This is a genomic window from Amycolatopsis sp. NPDC050768 (assembly GCF_040654155.1).
In the GTDB taxonomy this organism is placed as follows: Bacteria; Actinomycetota; Actinomycetes; order Mycobacteriales; family Pseudonocardiaceae; genus Amycolatopsis.
Genome location: NZ_JBFAHL010000007.1, coordinates 32,363 through 47,283 on the forward strand (window position 1 = coordinate 32,363; position 14,921 = coordinate 47,283).

At 71.8% G+C, this 14,921-nt stretch carries 10 protein-coding genes; 7 read left to right on the top strand and 3 right to left on the bottom strand.

Annotated features, from left to right (window positions below; translation table 11 throughout):
- Positions 1–11: 11 nt before the first annotated feature.
- Positions 12–1,010 carry a glucose-6-phosphate dehydrogenase (coenzyme-F420) gene (gene fgd, locus AB0H62_RS21280; protein ID WP_220239253.1) on the top strand — a complete coding sequence of 333 codons (999 nt, stop codon included), beginning with the start codon at positions 12–14 and terminating at the stop codon, positions 1,008–1,010.
- Positions 1,011–1,062: 52 nt separating this feature from the next.
- Here the strand turns inward: fgd and AB0H62_RS21285 are convergent, their stop codons facing one another.
- Complete coding sequence (locus AB0H62_RS21285) at positions 1,063–2,226, bottom strand: MFS transporter (RefSeq protein WP_360587628.1); 1,164 nt, start codon at positions 2,224–2,226, stop codon at positions 1,063–1,065.
- A 138-nt stretch (positions 2,227–2,364) separates the two neighbouring features.
- Entirely contained in the window at positions 2,365–3,654 is a 1,290-nt protein-coding gene (locus tag AB0H62_RS21290) for an FAD-binding protein (protein WP_360587630.1), read from the bottom strand.
- Between the two features lie 175 nt (positions 3,655–3,829).
- On the opposite strand from AB0H62_RS21290, the gene AB0H62_RS21295 reads away from it, so the two are divergent.
- The 6 genes from AB0H62_RS21295 to AB0H62_RS21320 all read left to right on the top strand — a co-directional run bounded on the left by AB0H62_RS21295 (position 3,830) and on the right by AB0H62_RS21320 (position 13,666).
- Complete coding sequence (locus tag AB0H62_RS21295; protein WP_220239256.1) at positions 3,830–4,690, top strand: NAD(+)/NADH kinase; 861 nt, start codon at positions 3,830–3,832, stop codon at positions 4,688–4,690.
- Between the two features lie 191 nt (positions 4,691–4,881).
- Positions 4,882–5,391: a sigma-70 family RNA polymerase sigma factor gene (locus AB0H62_RS21300; RefSeq protein WP_255637805.1), complete on the top strand. Its 510-nt coding sequence runs from the start codon at positions 4,882–4,884 to the stop codon at positions 5,389–5,391.
- Positions 5,388–5,960: a hypothetical protein gene (locus tag AB0H62_RS21305; protein ID WP_360587633.1), complete on the top strand. Its 573-nt coding sequence runs from the start codon at positions 5,388–5,390 to the stop codon at positions 5,958–5,960. Before AB0H62_RS21300 ends, AB0H62_RS21305 begins: the two co-directional genes overlap by 4 nt.
- Before the next feature lie 247 nt (positions 5,961–6,207).
- A complete protein-coding gene (locus AB0H62_RS21310; protein WP_360587635.1) occupies positions 6,208–9,081 on the top strand; it encodes an AAA family ATPase in 2,874 nt (957 codons plus the stop codon).
- A gap of 192 nt (positions 9,082–9,273) precedes the next feature.
- Positions 9,274–9,462 carry a hypothetical protein gene (locus tag AB0H62_RS21315; protein WP_220239260.1) on the top strand — a complete coding sequence of 63 codons (189 nt, stop codon included), beginning with the start codon at positions 9,274–9,276 and terminating at the stop codon, positions 9,460–9,462.
- 28 nt (positions 9,463–9,490) lie between these two features.
- Positions 9,491–13,666 carry a carboxypeptidase regulatory-like domain-containing protein gene (locus tag AB0H62_RS21320; protein ID WP_360587637.1) on the top strand — a complete coding sequence of 1,392 codons (4,176 nt, stop codon included), beginning with the start codon at positions 9,491–9,493 and terminating at the stop codon, positions 13,664–13,666.
- 69 nt (positions 13,667–13,735) lie between these two features.
- Here the strand turns inward: AB0H62_RS21320 and AB0H62_RS21325 are convergent, their stop codons facing one another.
- Positions 13,736–14,902, bottom strand: coding sequence for an acyl-CoA dehydrogenase family protein (locus tag AB0H62_RS21325; protein ID WP_220239262.1), 1,167 nt, complete (start codon positions 14,900–14,902; stop codon positions 13,736–13,738).
- Positions 14,903–14,921: the final 19 nt, after the last annotated feature.

Consider the following 14,921-nt stretch of genomic DNA (forward strand, 5'->3'; position numbering starts at 1 on the left):
GGACGAGTCCAGTGGTGAGGTTCGGGTACAAGGCGTCGGCGGAGCAGTTCGCGCCGGCGGAGCTGCTGCGCTACGGCGTGCTGGCCGAGGAGAACGGGTTCGACTCGGTGTTCGTGAGCGACCACCTGCAGCCGTGGCGCCACGACGGCGGCCACGCGCCGGCCGCGCTGCCGTGGCTGGGCGCGCTCGGTTCGGCGACGGAGCGGGTGGTGCTCGGCACGAGCGTGCTGACGCCGACGTTCCGCTACCACCCGGCGGTGGTGGCGCAGGCGTTCGCCACGCTCGGGTGCCTGTTCCCGGGCCGCGTGGTGCTGGGCATCGGGTCGGGCGAGTCGATGAACGAGGCCCCGCTCGGCATCGAGTGGCCGGAGCCGAAGGTGCGGTTCGCGCGGCTGAAGGAGGCGATCGAGCTCATCCGCCGCCTGTGGACGGAGGAGCGCGTGGACTTCGAAGGCGCGCACTACCGCACGGAGAAGGCCACGGTGTACGACCGGCCGGAGGTGCCGGTGCCGCTCTACATCGCGGGCTCCGGCCCGGCTGCCACGCGGCTCGCGGGCCGGCGGGGTGACGGGTTCATCACCACGAGCGGCAAGGCGCCGTCGCTCTACACGGACACGTTGCTGCCCGCCGTGCGCGAAGGCGTGGAGCAGTCGGGCCGGGCGGTCGGCGACGTGGACATGATGATCGAGGTCAAGGTCTCGTTCGACGCCGATGCCGACCGCGCGTTGCAGGACACGCGGTTCTGGGGCGCGCTGGCGTTGAAGCCGGAGGAGAAGACGGGTGTCGAGGACCCGGTCGAGATGCAGCGGCTGGCCGACGCGCTGCCGATCGAGCGGGCCGCGAGCCGGTTCATCGTGTCGTCCGACCCGGACGAGCACGTGGCGGCGATCAAGCGGTACCTCGACCTGGGCTTCACGCACCTGGTGTTCCACGCCCCCGGGCCGGACCAGGAGCGGTTCCTGAAGGCCTACGGCACGGAGATCCTGCCGCGGTTGCGCAAGCTGGTGTGACGTGAGTGCCGCGGGCCCGGCGAGTGTGCCGGGCCCGCGGTGTCCACTGTGGTCAGTGCACTGGTACTGGTGTTTTCGTGCGATCCAATCGGCCTGAGACGACGGCCAGCGCCAGGGCGGCCACCGTCATGGCGGCGCCGACCCAGTTGGTCGACGCGTAGCCGTATCCCGCGGCGATGACGACGCCGCCGAGCCAGGCGGCCAGCGCGTTGCCGAGGTTGAACGCGCCGATGTTCACGGCACTGGCGACCGTGGGTGCGGCTTCCGCACTGGCCAGCATCCGCATCTGCAACGGCGGCACGGTGGCGAAGCCGAAGCCGCCCAGCAGGAACAGCGTGATGATCGCGGGCACGGCCGCGTGGGCGGTGAAGGCGAACACGGCGAGCACCACGGCCAGCGCGGCGAGCACCGTGTACAGCGTCGGCATCAGAGCGCGATCGGCGAACTTGCCGCCGACGAGGTTGCCGAGCACCAGCCCGACCCCGAACAGCACCAGCAGCCAGCTGACCGCGCTGCTCGGCAGGCCGGCGACCTCGGTCATCATCGGCGCGATGTAGGTGAAGCTCGCGAACACCCCGCCGAAGCCCAGGATCGTCGTGCCGACCGCCAGCCACACCCTTGCGTGGCGGAACACGGCGAACTCCGCGCCGATCCTGGCGTTTTCCGGCCTCGGGGTGTCCGGCACGAGCGCCGCGACACCGGCCAGCCCGAGTACGCCCAGTCCCGCGACCACCCAGAACGTCGCTCGCCACCCCAGGCCCTGCCCGATGAACGTGCCCAGCGGCACGCCGAGCACATTGGCCAGCGTCAGCCCGGTGAACATGAGCGCGATGGCGCTGGCCTTCTTCTCCGGCTTGACCAGGTCCGCGGCCACCACCGCGCCGACCCCGAAGAACGCCCCGTGCGTCAACGCCGCGACGATCCGGCCGGCCAGCAGCGCCCCGTAGCTCGGCGCCAGCGCCGACAACGCGTTGCCGACGATGAACACTCCCATCAACAGGAGCAGCAGGTGCTTGCGCCGCATCCTGGTGCCGAGCGCCGTCATCGGCAACGCGCCGGCCGCCACCCCCAGCGCGTACCCGGTGATCAGCCACCCGGCGGCCGGGATGGACACCCCGAAATCGGCCGCCACCTCGGGCAGCAACCCGGCGATCACGAACTCCGTCGTGCCGATGCCGAACGCGCCGATGGCCAGCGCGAGCAGGGCGAGCGGCATGGGACTTCCTCCTGAAGCGTGGACAACTACCGTCGCTGGCAATAGTTGCATACGCTCTCTATTGAGACTGCCGACTGTGATCAGCGGAACTCGGGGCGCGCGAAAGCTCGCCCATGCGTGGTGAGCGGTGCGGTGTGATCAGCTGCCGAAGACGTGCCGGTCCAGGAACGGGTTGCGGAACTTCCCCGCAGGGTCCAGCCGGGTCGCCAGGGAGCGGAAGTCGGCCGACCGCGGGTAGGCCAGGTCGAGTGCCTCGCCGTGGAAGAGTTTGCCCCAGTGGGGGCGGGGGGCGAAGGGGGCGAGGGTGGACTCGATGGTCGGCAGAAGGGTCTCGACCTCGGGTTGGCGGGGGAACCAGGTGAAGTGGATCGCCACGCTGTCGCGGCCCGACGAGGGGCTGAGCCAGAGGTCGTCGGCGGCGATGGTGCGGATTTCGGACACCAGGAGCAGCGGGGCGATGAGGTGGCCGATGCCGCGCAGGGCCTCGAACGCGGCGGGGGCGGCGGCGCGGGGCACGAAGTACTCGGTCTGGAGCTCGGCGCCGACGCTCGGGGTGAAGCCGAGGCGGAAGTGGGGGAGGCGGTCGTACCAGGGGCCGGGGGCGCCGAGCTGGGCGGTGGTGTTGCCGGCCGGCACGCCGGCGGCGTGGGCGGGGTGGCGGGGACCGTCGGCGGGGACGGCGCCGAACAGTGAAGGCGGGACAGCGGCGGCCGGCGAAGCCGGAACCTCGGCTGAGGTGCGGTTTTTCAGCCAGACCTGGTCGACGACGTCGCGGGCCCAGTTCGTGAACAGGCTGACGCTGTAGCCCGCCGCCTGGATCTCGTCGAAGTGCTCGACGGCGGCGGACCACGGCAGGTTGTCGAACACGTCCTGGCGCATGGTGAACGACGGGACCAGGTCGAGCGTCAGCCGGGTCACCACGCCGAGAGCGCCGACGCCGACGACGACACCGGCGAAGTCGGCGTCGCCCCGGGTGAAGGTCAGCAGCGAGCCGTCAGCGGTCAGCAGGTCCACCGCGGAGACGGCCGCGGCCAGGCCGGGGTGGCGTTCGCCCGAGCCGTGGGTGCCGGTGGCGACGCTGCCGCCCACGGTGATGTGCGGCAGCGACGCGAGGTTTTCCAGTGCGAAGCCGGCTTCGTCGAGCTGGGCCACGAGGTCGCCGTAGCGGACCGAACCCCCGACGGTCACGGTGGCAGCACGAGTGTCCAGCGACGGCGAACCCGACACACCCGAAAGATCCAGCTGCACGCCACCGGGACTGTCGGCCACGTCGTTGAAACTGTGCCGGCTGCCGAGCGCCTTGATCCTTCCCGCGGAGGCGACGAGCTCGCGGGCCTCGTCGAGCGTCCGCGGGGTCAGCACCTCGCGGGCGCCGTAGGTGAGGTTCCCCGCCCAGTTGGCGGCCGCGCCGCGCGCACTCTCGATCACGAACGCCCAGCTTAGGCGGGGCTCGCCAAAGGCGTCGGATCCGGGCAGACTTGGTTCATGCTTCTCGAACAGCCAGTGCGCCCCGAACCGGCGGCGCGTTTCGAACCGACAGTGCTTTTCGCGTCGGCAGTGCACTTCGAACCGGCAGCGCTGTTCGAACCGGCGGGGCGCTGACATGCACTCGGCCGGACTGGTACTGCACCCGAAGCGGGACTCCGCCCCGGCGGTCGAGGCCGTCCTCGGGTGGGCCGCGAACCGCGGGATCAAGATCCTCGGCATCGCCGAAGAGATCGTGCGCCTGGACTGCAAGGCGGTGGGGGTGTCGGCGGAAGAGCTCGCCACCCAGTCCGACCTGCTGGTGAGCCTCGGCGGCGACGGCACCATGCTGCGCGCGATGCGCCTGGCAGACGGGCAGCGCGCCCCCGTGCTGGGTGTGAACCTCGGCAAGCTCGGCTTCCTGGCCGAGGTCGACGTGCCCGACCTGCCCGGCGCGTTGTCGATGATCGACGCGCACGAGTTCACCGTCGAGCCGCGCCTGGCGGTCGACGCGGTGATCGGCGGCCGGACCGTGACGGCGTTCAACGACGTCGCCGTGGTCCGCGTGCCCGGCGACGGCGGGGCGCTGGTCGCGGTGCGCGTGAACGAGGAGCAGTTCGTGAGCTACGCGGCCGACGCGGTCATCGTCGCGACGCCCACCGGCTCCACGGCCTACAGCTTCTCCGCCGGCGGCCCGATCACGAGCCCCGCCGTGGAGGCGCTGCTGGTCACGCCGGCCGCCCCGCACTCCGCGTACGGCCGCGGCGTGGTGCTCTCCGTCCACGACACGCTGGCCCTCGAGCTCCTGCCCGGCAGCGGCCGGCTGGCCGTGGAGGTCGACGGGATCGTCGAGGGCTACGTCCAGCCGGGCGAACGGATCGAACTTTGCGCCCGCCCCAGCGCGGCCCGCGTCGTGCGGCTGGGCCGCACCACGTTCTTCCAACGGGCCCGGCGCAAGCTACGGCTGAGTGACTCGGCGGAGATCGCGCCGTCGTCCTGAGGACCACTCGGTAGGACCACGAACCCGCGCCCACGACTTTGGCGGGTGATCCTGCGTGGCCCAGCCCAGCGCTGGAGGGCGTAACCACGCCGAGGCGAGCCCAGCCGCCGCGCGCCGGAAAGATTTCTGGCGAGCCATGCAACCTCACAGGGCCCCCGCGTCGTATGGGTTGGTCGACGAGGGGTGGTGACGTGGCGGATCGGAAGAGCTTCACCGACGTGGCGAGGGACCGCGCGCCGGTGTGGTGCCGGGTGTCGTTCCTGATGTGCGGGGACTGGGCCCTGGCCGAGGACATCGTGCAGGTGACGTTGCTGCGGCTGTACAAGCGCTGGCACCGGCTGGATCCCGCGGGAATCGAGGCCTACGCGCGCAAGGTCATGGCCCGGTTGGCGATCGACGCCTCCCGCCGGCCGCACCGCCGCAGCGAAGTACTGACCACGCCCCCCGAACGCACGCAGCGGGCCGCGGCCCCCGAGGACGGGGCTGATGTCCGCGCCGCGCTCCGCACGTTGGGGCCACGGCAGCGTGCCGTGCTGGCCTTGCGCTTCTACTGCGACCTCTCGGTCGCCGAGACCGCGGCGACGCTGCGGATCAGCGAAGGCACGGTGAAGTCCCAGTCCGCGCGCGCCCTGGCCGCGCTGCGGACGCTGTTGTCGTACGACTCGACCACGCTCAGCCCGACCGAAAGGGTTCTGCCATGACGACAGAACGGGAACTGCTCGAGCAGGCCCTGGGCTCCCACCAGCCGCCGGTGTCGCTGGACTTCGAGGCGATCGAGGCGCAGGGGGCACGAGCGGTGCGGCGTCGCACCAAGCTGGCTCTGGCAGGCACTGCCGCCGCGGTGGTCCTCGTCGGACTGGGCGGGGCGGCGCTATTCACCAGCGGAACCCCGCAGACGGTGACCCCGGCCGCCGGCGGGCAGGTCACCACCGCGGCGCCGACCGAGCGCGAGATCGCCTACTGCTACCAGAACGCGGACATCACCAGCAGCGCGGACGATCAGCACGTCGCCGTCGGCATCAGCGGCAACAGCGCCAACGGCCGCGGTGACGCCGCAGCCGCCATCATCTCGCTCTGCACCACCGCTTGGGCTGACGACTACTACCAGTGGCAGAAGCCCGGGCTGCCCCGGGTCGTTCCTCCGCTCGTTGCGTGTGTCCTGACGTCCGCGGCCGTCAACATCGACCAGGCGGCGGTCGGCGCGGTCGGCGTGTTCCCCGGTGACGCGACAACGTGCGCTGCGATGGGCCTGCCCGTCGCGAAAATCTAGAGTCTTCGCGTTGGCCAAATCGCCGAACTTGTTCGCTATCTAGGTCGCACCCGGTTGGTTCTCGGCCTTCGTCGAACCCAAGTACGCGCCCGGCACGCAGGTCCACTCCGGACGGTTGCGCCGATCGGCCGACGGCACTGGGCCACTTGCCCGTGACGTGTCGGTTTTTGTCGGAAACGTGTGACAGCAGTGTGAATCACGGTCCGGATCGCTTGCCCGCGCGGGCCGACGTGCCGAGAATCCAGCGGTGATCGGCGAGGCGAGCGGGGTACACGTGGCAGCGGACGGGCCTGACCTCCCCGCGGTCGGCACGCCCCGGCTCATCGGCCGCGACGACGAGCTCGCCCGTCTCGCCGCAGCGCTCGCGTCGCCGCCGGGGGTGGTGCTGGTCTCGGGCGAGGCCGGCATCGGCAAGAGCCGGCTCGTGCGGGAGCTGTTGCCGGAGCCCGGTGTGCTCGTCGCGCGCTGCCCGCCGCTGCGGGAGGCGCTCACGCTGGGCCCGATCGTCGACGCGCTGCGCCAGGCGCGCCCCGGCGTCGCCGGCTTGGAGCTGAGCCCGCTGGCGGGCACGCTGCGGCCGTTGTTCCCGGAGTGGGACCTGCCGCCGGCGCCGGAGGCGCTGGCCGACGCGGGCGCGGCCCGGCACCGCCTGCTGCGCGCGCTGGCCGAGCTGCTTGACCGCATCGACGTCGACGTGCTCGTGGTCGAAGATGTGCACTGGGCCGACGAGACCACGCTGGAGTTCCTGCTGTTCCTCGCCGCCCGGCAGGAGCAGCGGCCGGGGCTCGTGCTCACCTACCGGCCCGACGAGGTCGGCGACGACAGCCTGCTGCTGCGGCTTTCCTCGCGCTACCCGCGCATCACCCTCGGCGCGCTCGACGTGGCCCAGACCGCGCAGCTGGTCTCGTCGATGCTGGGCGACGAGCGCGTGTCGGAGCCGTTCGCGCGGTTCCTGCACCGGCACACCGACGGGATCCCGTTCGCGCTCGAGGAATCCGTCCGGCTGCTGCGCGACCGCGCCGACCTCATCCGCCAGGGCGGTGAGTGGATCCGGCGTTCGCTCACCGACATCGCCGTGCCGCCGACGATCCGCGACGCGCTGGCCGAACGGCTCGTGCGGCTCATGCCCGACGCCCAGGCGGTGCTGCGGGCGTGCGCGGTGCTCGCGACCCCCGCGGCCGAACCTGACGTCGTCGAGGTCTGCGGGCTGCCGGCCGGACGAGCGGGCACGGCGATCGACGAGGCCGCGCGCAGCGGGCTGCTCGTGGAGGACGAACGCGGGCGGCTCGGCTTCCGGCACCTGTTGGCCGCGAAGGCCGTGTACGACGGCATCGGCGGGCGCGAACGCCGCGAGTTGCACCGGCGTTCGGGCAAGGCGCTGTCGGCCTGGGACCCCGCGCCGGTCGCCGTGCTGGCGCACCACTTCCGCGAAGCGGGCGAGACGGAGAAGTGGTGCGAGTACGCGGAACGCGCGGCGGATCTCGCGCTCGCGTCCGGCGACCACCACACCGCCGTGTCCTTCCTCCATGGCCTGCTCGCCTCGCCCGCGCTGCCGCCGACGGCCGTAGCCCGACTTTCGCGCAAGACGCCGCTGTTCGCGTTCACCGGCTACCTCGGGCGGGTCGACCTCGTGCGGACGGTGCGCGGGGTGCTCGACAGCGCCGTGCTCGACCGGCGCGAGACCGCGGAGATCCGCAGCCAGCTGGGCCGGTTGCTGATGCACGCCGGCGACTACGCCGAGGGCGCCGCCGAGCTGGAACGCGCGATCCCCGATCTGGCGGACAACCCAGTCGCCGTCGCGCAGGCGATGTCCGTGCTCGGCCGGCCCGCCGGGGCGTCGTGGCCCGCGCAGGCGCACCTCGAGTGGCTGGACCGCGCCGACGCCGTCGTGCGCTCGGCCGTGCCGGAGGACGAGCGGCTGTCGTTCACGGTCGACCGCGCGACGGCGTTGCTCGAGATGGGCGACGAAGCCGGCTGGACGGTCGTGGACACCCTGCCAGCGGACGACGCCCACGACCCGCTGCAGATCACCCGCGGCCTGCTCAACTACGGCGACGCCGCCCTGCAGTGGGGCCGCTACGCCGACGCGCGCGCCAAACTGACCCGGTCCGTCGAGCTGGCGGAGCGGCAGGGGTTGCAGCGGTTGCGCGACATGGGGCTCGCGACGCTGATCCGCCTCGACTGGCTGACCGGTTCGTGGCAGGGGCTGGCTTCGCGTGTCGCCGAGTTCGCGGATCTCGCGGAGGAACCGCTGATCCAGCTGGACACCACGCTGGTGGGTGCGCTGCTGCAGTCGGCCACCGAGCCCGACAGCGAGGCCGAGGTCGAGCGCAAGCTGACGCTGGTGCTCGACGCCGCCCGGCAACGCGGGATTGTCGACATGCCGCTCGAACCGGCCGCGGCGCTGGCCCGGCTGCACCTCGCGGCCGGGCGCCCGGAGCCGGCGCTGGCGGTCACCGAGGAACCGATGGCCGTGGTGGCGCGCAAGCAGATCTGGCTGTGGGCGGCGGAACTGGCGCCGGTGCGGGTCGAAGCGCTGCTGGCCGCCGGCCGGGTCAGCGAGGCTTCGGTGCTCGTCGGCGAGTTCGCCGCCGGTTACCCGGGTGCGACCGGCGCGGTCCACTGGTGCCGGGCGCTGCTCACCGAGGCCGCGGGCGACCACGCCGGCGCCGCGCGGGAGTGGGCCGATGCCGCTGCCGCGTGGGCCGCCTTGCCGCGACCGTACGACGCCCTGCTCGCGCGCGAACGTGCCGCACTGTGCCTGCTGGCCGGCGGTTCGAGCGCACCTGCGTTGGAACAGCTGGAAAAGCTGCACGCCGACTGCGTCGCGTTGGGCGCCTCCGCCGCCGCCTCCCGCGTCCGCGCCCACCTCCCCGGCGCCGCCGTGTGGCGCGGCGGCCGCCGCGGCTACGGCGACCAACTGTCCCCCCGTGAGCTGGAAGTCGTGCGGCTCCTGCTGACGGGCCTCACCAACCCGGAGATCGCCCGGGTCCTGTCCCGCTCCCCGAAAACCGTGGCGGCCCAGCTGAACTCCGCGATGCGCAAACACCGCGTGTCCTCCCGCACGGCGCTCGCGGTGAGCGCCACCCAGGCCGGCATCACCCCGGCGACGGCGGACTGAACCAGCGCCGATCACGGGGCCGACCACCCGGCGACGGCCGGAACGTGATGCCGAGGGGAGCCGGCCGACCGCGCCGGACTGAACCAAGTGGCGGACCGGCTGGCCCGGAGCCGTGGACTAAGCAAGCGCGGGCGGGAGATTAGGTCATCCGCCCAATCGCGAACGGAGCGTGTGCGCCCCGATACTTCGCCGGTGAACGCGACGAGACCCGGCGATGACCGTCCGGTGGACGGCACCGCGGTACCCCGGCCCGACGCGGGAACGGATCCCCACCCCACCACCGCGGATCCCGCCGACGCCGCACCGGCGCCCGGCGATCGGTCCGACCGGGCAGCCGACGAAGCCGGGCGCGACCTGCCCGCGGGGTACGAACCCCTGTGACTGCCCGGGCGAACGGAAAGGTTATCCCTTGAGAGTCCCCCGGGGGCGCCTGCTGGCGCTCATCCTCCCGGTGCTGGCCGGCCTGGCGCTGGTCGTCGGCATCACCCAACCCGGCACGACACAATCCGGCGCGTCACAATCGCAACCGTCCGCGAACGCGCTCGCCACCGGCGGGCAGGCCGTGCTCGACGCGGCCAACACCTCCGGCGACGCGAAGCCCGTCGCCGCCGACAAGGCCACCCGGACGGCCACCGGCAAGACCGCCGCGAAGGCGCCGAAGGCGCTCTACGCCCCGACCGGCTGCAACCCCGCCAAGCCGAAGCCGCACACCGTCACGTGCAACTCGCTGTTCAAGGCGGGCAAGGACCTGCGCCCGCTGATCAGCAACGCCGGCCCGCTGCCGGACTCGCTCGGCCCGGCCGACATCAAGGCCGCCTACGACCTGCCCGACGGCGGCGCGGGCAAGACCGTCGCCATCATCGACGCGCTCGGCGACTCCCACGCCGAGGCCGACCTCGCCGTGTACCGCGCGCAGTACGGCCTCCCGCCGTGCACCACGGACAACGGCTGCTTCCGCAAGGTGGACCAGAACGGCGGCGTGGCTTACCCGGCCGACGACGACGGCTGGGCGCAGGAGACCGCGCTCGACCTCGACGCCGTCTCGGCCGCCTGCCCCGCGTGCCACATCCTGCTCGTCGAGGGCGCATCCACGAGCCCGTACGACATCGTGGTCGGCGTGGACACCGCCGTGCGCCTGGGCGCGAAGTTCGTCTCGAACTCCTACGGCATCGACGGTGAAGACCCCGAAGAGGGCACGCTCGACTCGCACTACACCGTGCCGGGCGTCGCGATGGTCGCCTCGACCGGTGACCACGCCTACGGCCTGCAGGACTGGCCCGCCGCCAACCCGAACGTCGTCGCCGCCGGCGGCACGAACCTCTACCGCGACCCGGCGAACCCGCGCGGCTGGAGCGAGCAGGCCTGGTCCGACGCCGGCTCCGGCTGCTCCCCGTACGAGCCGAAGCCCGAATACCAGCAGGAACTCGCCACCGGCTGCGCGAACCGCGCCATCGCCGACGTCTCCGCCATCGCCGACCCGGCGAGCGGCTTCGGAATCTATGACTCCGGCAAGACGGGTGGCTGGGGCCAGGTGGGCGGCACGAGCCTGTCCTCGCCGCTGATCGCCTCGATGTTCGCCCTCGCCGGCGACCCGCGTCCGGGCACGAACCCCGCGACCTACGCCTACTTCAACCACGGCAACGACCTCTACGACGTCACCGAGGGCACCAACGGCTCGTGCGGCGGGGTGCTGTGCACTGCCGGCGCGGGCTGGGACGGCCCCACCGGCCTCGGCTCGCCCCACGGCGTCGCGACCCTCGCCTACACTCCACAAGGGACGGTCGCCGGGCACGTCCGCGACACCGCGGGCACGCCGATCGCCGGCGCCACGGTGACCGCCACCGGCAAGGGCACCGGCAACGTCTACCACGCCACAACCGACGACCAGGGCGCCTACCACCTCGCCGTCGCCGCCGACTCCTACCAGATCGCGGTCACCCGCTTCGGCTACGAGAACGGCAGCGGTGAGCTGTCCCTCGTGGACGGTCAGGCCACCACCTCCGACTACGCCGTCGCGAAGATCGCCACGCAGGCGGTGTCGGGCACCGTGACCGACGGCTCCGGCCACGGCTGGCCGCTGTACGCGAAGATCACCGTCGACGGTTACCCCGGCGGCGCGATCTACACCGACCCGTTCTCCGGCCACTACAGCGTCGACCTGCCGCAGGGCGCCGCCTACCAGCTGCACGTTTCCTCGGTGCAGCCCGGATATCAAGCGATCGATAAGCAGGTGACCGTCGCTGATTCGGCAGTGCGGCAGAACTTCACCGCCGCCGTCGACTCGAACGCGTGCACCGCGCTCGGTTACGGCCACGCCGCACTGACGCGCTTCGACGGCTGGCTCGGCACCACCCCGAAGGACGGGTGGACCGTGACGAACGCCGACCCGGCTTCGACGGGCTGGACGTTCGACAACGGCATCGAGCTGTTCAACTTCATCAGCAGCGGCAACTACGCGCTCGCCAGCCCGATCACCCGCGACGGAAAGGCGGAGGACACCACGTTCCTCTCACCGGTCCTCGACCTGACCGGCGACGACGCCCCGGTGCTGTCGTTCGGCGGCGTGTACGTGCCGGACGGGAACAGCGCGTTCGACGCCGATCTGTCCCTCGACGGCGGTGCCACGTGGAGCCCGCTGGCGCACCACACCACCGACCTCGTGCAAACGCAGGTGTCGATGCCGCTGCCGCAGGCCGCGGGCAAGGACTCCGTGCGCGTGCGGTTCCACTTCCAGGGTGCCGGGAACTCGCTCGCCGAGCTCGACGACGTGGTCGTCGGTTCGTGCACGGCCGGCGACGGCGGCCTGGTCGCCGGTGTGGTCACCGACGCCAACAACGGCCGGCCGCTCAACGACGTCACGGTGGCCGACTCGGCCGCTGCGGCCCGCTCCGCGGTCAGCTCGCCCACGCCTGACGACGCCGCGCTGGCGGACGGTTTCTACGAGCTGTTCGACACCACCGGTGCGCACCAGTACACGGCGAGCCTGCCGCGGTACTCGTCACCGGCGTTGTCGACGACAACCGGCCTGAACTCCGTGGCCCGCCTGGACGTCAAGCTCAAGGCCGGGCAGCTGGCGGTCGGCTCGACCGCGCTGGCCGTGAGCAAGACGATGGGCCAGGTCGCGAACCAGACGGTGAAGCTCACCAACACCGGCACGGCACCGGTGCACGTGTCGCTCGGCGAGCACGTCACCGGATTCACCGGGGTCGACCCGTCGGCGGCGGCCGGCTGGCAGCCGCTGGCGAACGTCCCGGAGTTCACCTACGAAAGCGCGCTCGGCGGTTACCAGGGCAAGATCTACAGCGCGGGCGGCATGCCCATGCACATGCTCTCGCCCTCGGCCCGCAGCTACGTTTACGATCCGGTCACCGCCGCGTGGTCGCCGATCGCGGACATGCCGGAGCCGGTGATGCGTGGTGCGGCGGCGTTCCTGGACGGTTCGCTGTACGTCGTCGGCGGGGCCGGGATGCCCGGCCTCCTGTCCACGACGTACGCCTACCACCCGCAGACGAACACCTGGTCGCGGCTGGCGGACCTGCCGGCGAAGCTCTACGGCGCCACCGCCGCCACTCTCGGCGGGAAGCTGTACGTGGTCGGCGGCTGCGCGAGTGTGTGCGGCAAGGACCCGGTGAAGACGGCGTTCGTCTACGACCCGGCGCGCAACGTCTGGTCGGCACTGCCCGACTACCCGGAGGCCGAGAGCGACGCGGCCTGCGCCGGTATCCACGGTGAGATCGTGTGCGCCGGCGGGTACATCGGTGGCGTCACGAACATCAAGTCGACCTACGTGTTCAAGCCGGGCAGCGCCGCGTGGACGAAGGTCGCCGACGCGCCGTACGAGGTCTCCCAGATGGCCTACAGCGGGGCGAACGGCCGCCTGCAGCTCGCCGGTGGCGAGACCGGCACCGGCACGGTCGTGTCCCAGGCCGGCGAGACCGCGCACACCATCGAGTACGACCCGGTGAGCGACAAGTGGTCGTCGCTGCCGGACCTGCCGCAGGAGTACTACGGCGGCGGGCGCGGGGCGTGTGCGCTCTACCAGGTCGGTTCGTTCGTGCCGGCGCTGCGCACCACGGCGATGCTGCCGGGCTACGACCAATGCGGTGACGACGACGCCGGCTGGCTCTCCGAAGGCAGCACCGAACTGGACCTCGCACCCGGCGCCACCGCGAAGGTCGCGGTGACCGTCGACTCCGGCAAGGTCACACAGCCCGGCAAGTACACGGCGACGATCACGCTCGACACCGACTCGCCCTACGCGGTGGCGGCCCTGCCTGTCACGCTGCAGGCCACGCCGCCCAAGGCGTGGGGTGAGCTCACGGGCACGGTCACCGACACCGCGTCCGGTGCTCCGGTGGCCGACGCCACGGTGCAGGTCTGCACGATGGTCCACAATGGAGTGTGCGGTGAGGTCTCGTACACCCTCAAGACCGACGCGCAGGGCCACTACCGGCTGTGGCTGGACAAGGGGTACAACCCGCTGATGGTCACGGTCGCCGCCAACGGGTACCAGCCGCAGTTCCGGCAGGTGAAGGTGACGGCGGGCACGGCCACTGTGAACGACGTGGCCTTGCCGAAGATCTAGGCGCGGCAAGGAAAACCGAAGCGGTCCCACCCGGCATCCCCCGGGTGGGGCCGCTTCGGCGGGTCGGTCTCAGTACGACTTGGGCAGCCCGAGCACGTGCGTGGAGACGTAGTTCAGCACCATCTCCTGGCTCACCGGCGCGATCCGCAGCAGGCGGGCTTCACGGAAGTAACGCTCGACGTGGTACTCCTTCGCGTAGCCCATGCCGCCGAGGGTCTGCATCGCGCGATCGGCGGCCTGGAACCCCGCGTCGGCGCAGAGCCACTTGGCCATGTTGGCCTCGCGCCCGCACGAGAGGCCCTGGTCGTAACGCCAGGCGGCGTTGCGTGCCATGAGCGCGGCGGCGTCGAGGCGCGTCTGGGCTTCGGCGAGCGGGAACGCGATGCCCTGGTTCTGCCCGATCGGCCGGTCGAACACGATGCGCTCGCGCGCGTAGGCCACGGCGCGGTCCACGGCGGCGCGGCCGAGGCCGAGGGCTTCGTGGGCGAGCAGGATGCGTTCGGGGTTCAGTCCGTCGAGCAGGTAACGGAAACCCTGGCCTTCCTCGCCGATGCGGGCCGACGCGGGCACTCGCAGGTCGTCGATCGCGACCTCGTAGGAGCTGACGGCGTTGCGGCCCATCTTCGGGATCGCGTTCAGCGTGATCGCTTCCGGATCGACGTCCACGAGGAACAACGACATGCCGTCGGTGGGCCGCTCGACGTCCTCGAGCGGGGTGGTGCGCGCGATGAGCACCATCTTCTGCGACTGGCCGGCCTTGGTGATCCAGACCTTGCGGCCGTTGATCACGTAACTGTCGCCGTCGCGGCGGGCGAAGGTGCGGATGCGCGTGGTGTCGGTGCCGGCGTCCGGTTCGGTCACGCCGAAGCAGACGTGCAGTGAGCCGTCGGCGGCGCGGGGGAGGATTTCCTCGCGCAGGGCGGCGCTGCCGTGTTTCACGATGGTGTTGAGGCCGAAGATCGTGAGATGCATGGTGCTGCACCCGTTCATCCCGGCGCCGGACGCCGCGACTTCTTCGAGCAGCAGCGCGGCTTCGAAGATCCCGAGCCCGCCGCCGCCGTACTCCTCGGGGATCGCGATGCCGAGCCAGCCGGCGTCGGCGAACGCGGTGTAGAAGGCCCACGGGAACTCACCCTCGGCATCGCAACGCGCCCAGTACTCGTCAGGGAACTTCGCCGCCAGCTCGCGGGCGCCCCGGCGCAGTGCTTCCTGGTCTTCGGTCAGCCCGAAGTCCACGAGCTCCACCTCCGTGTGT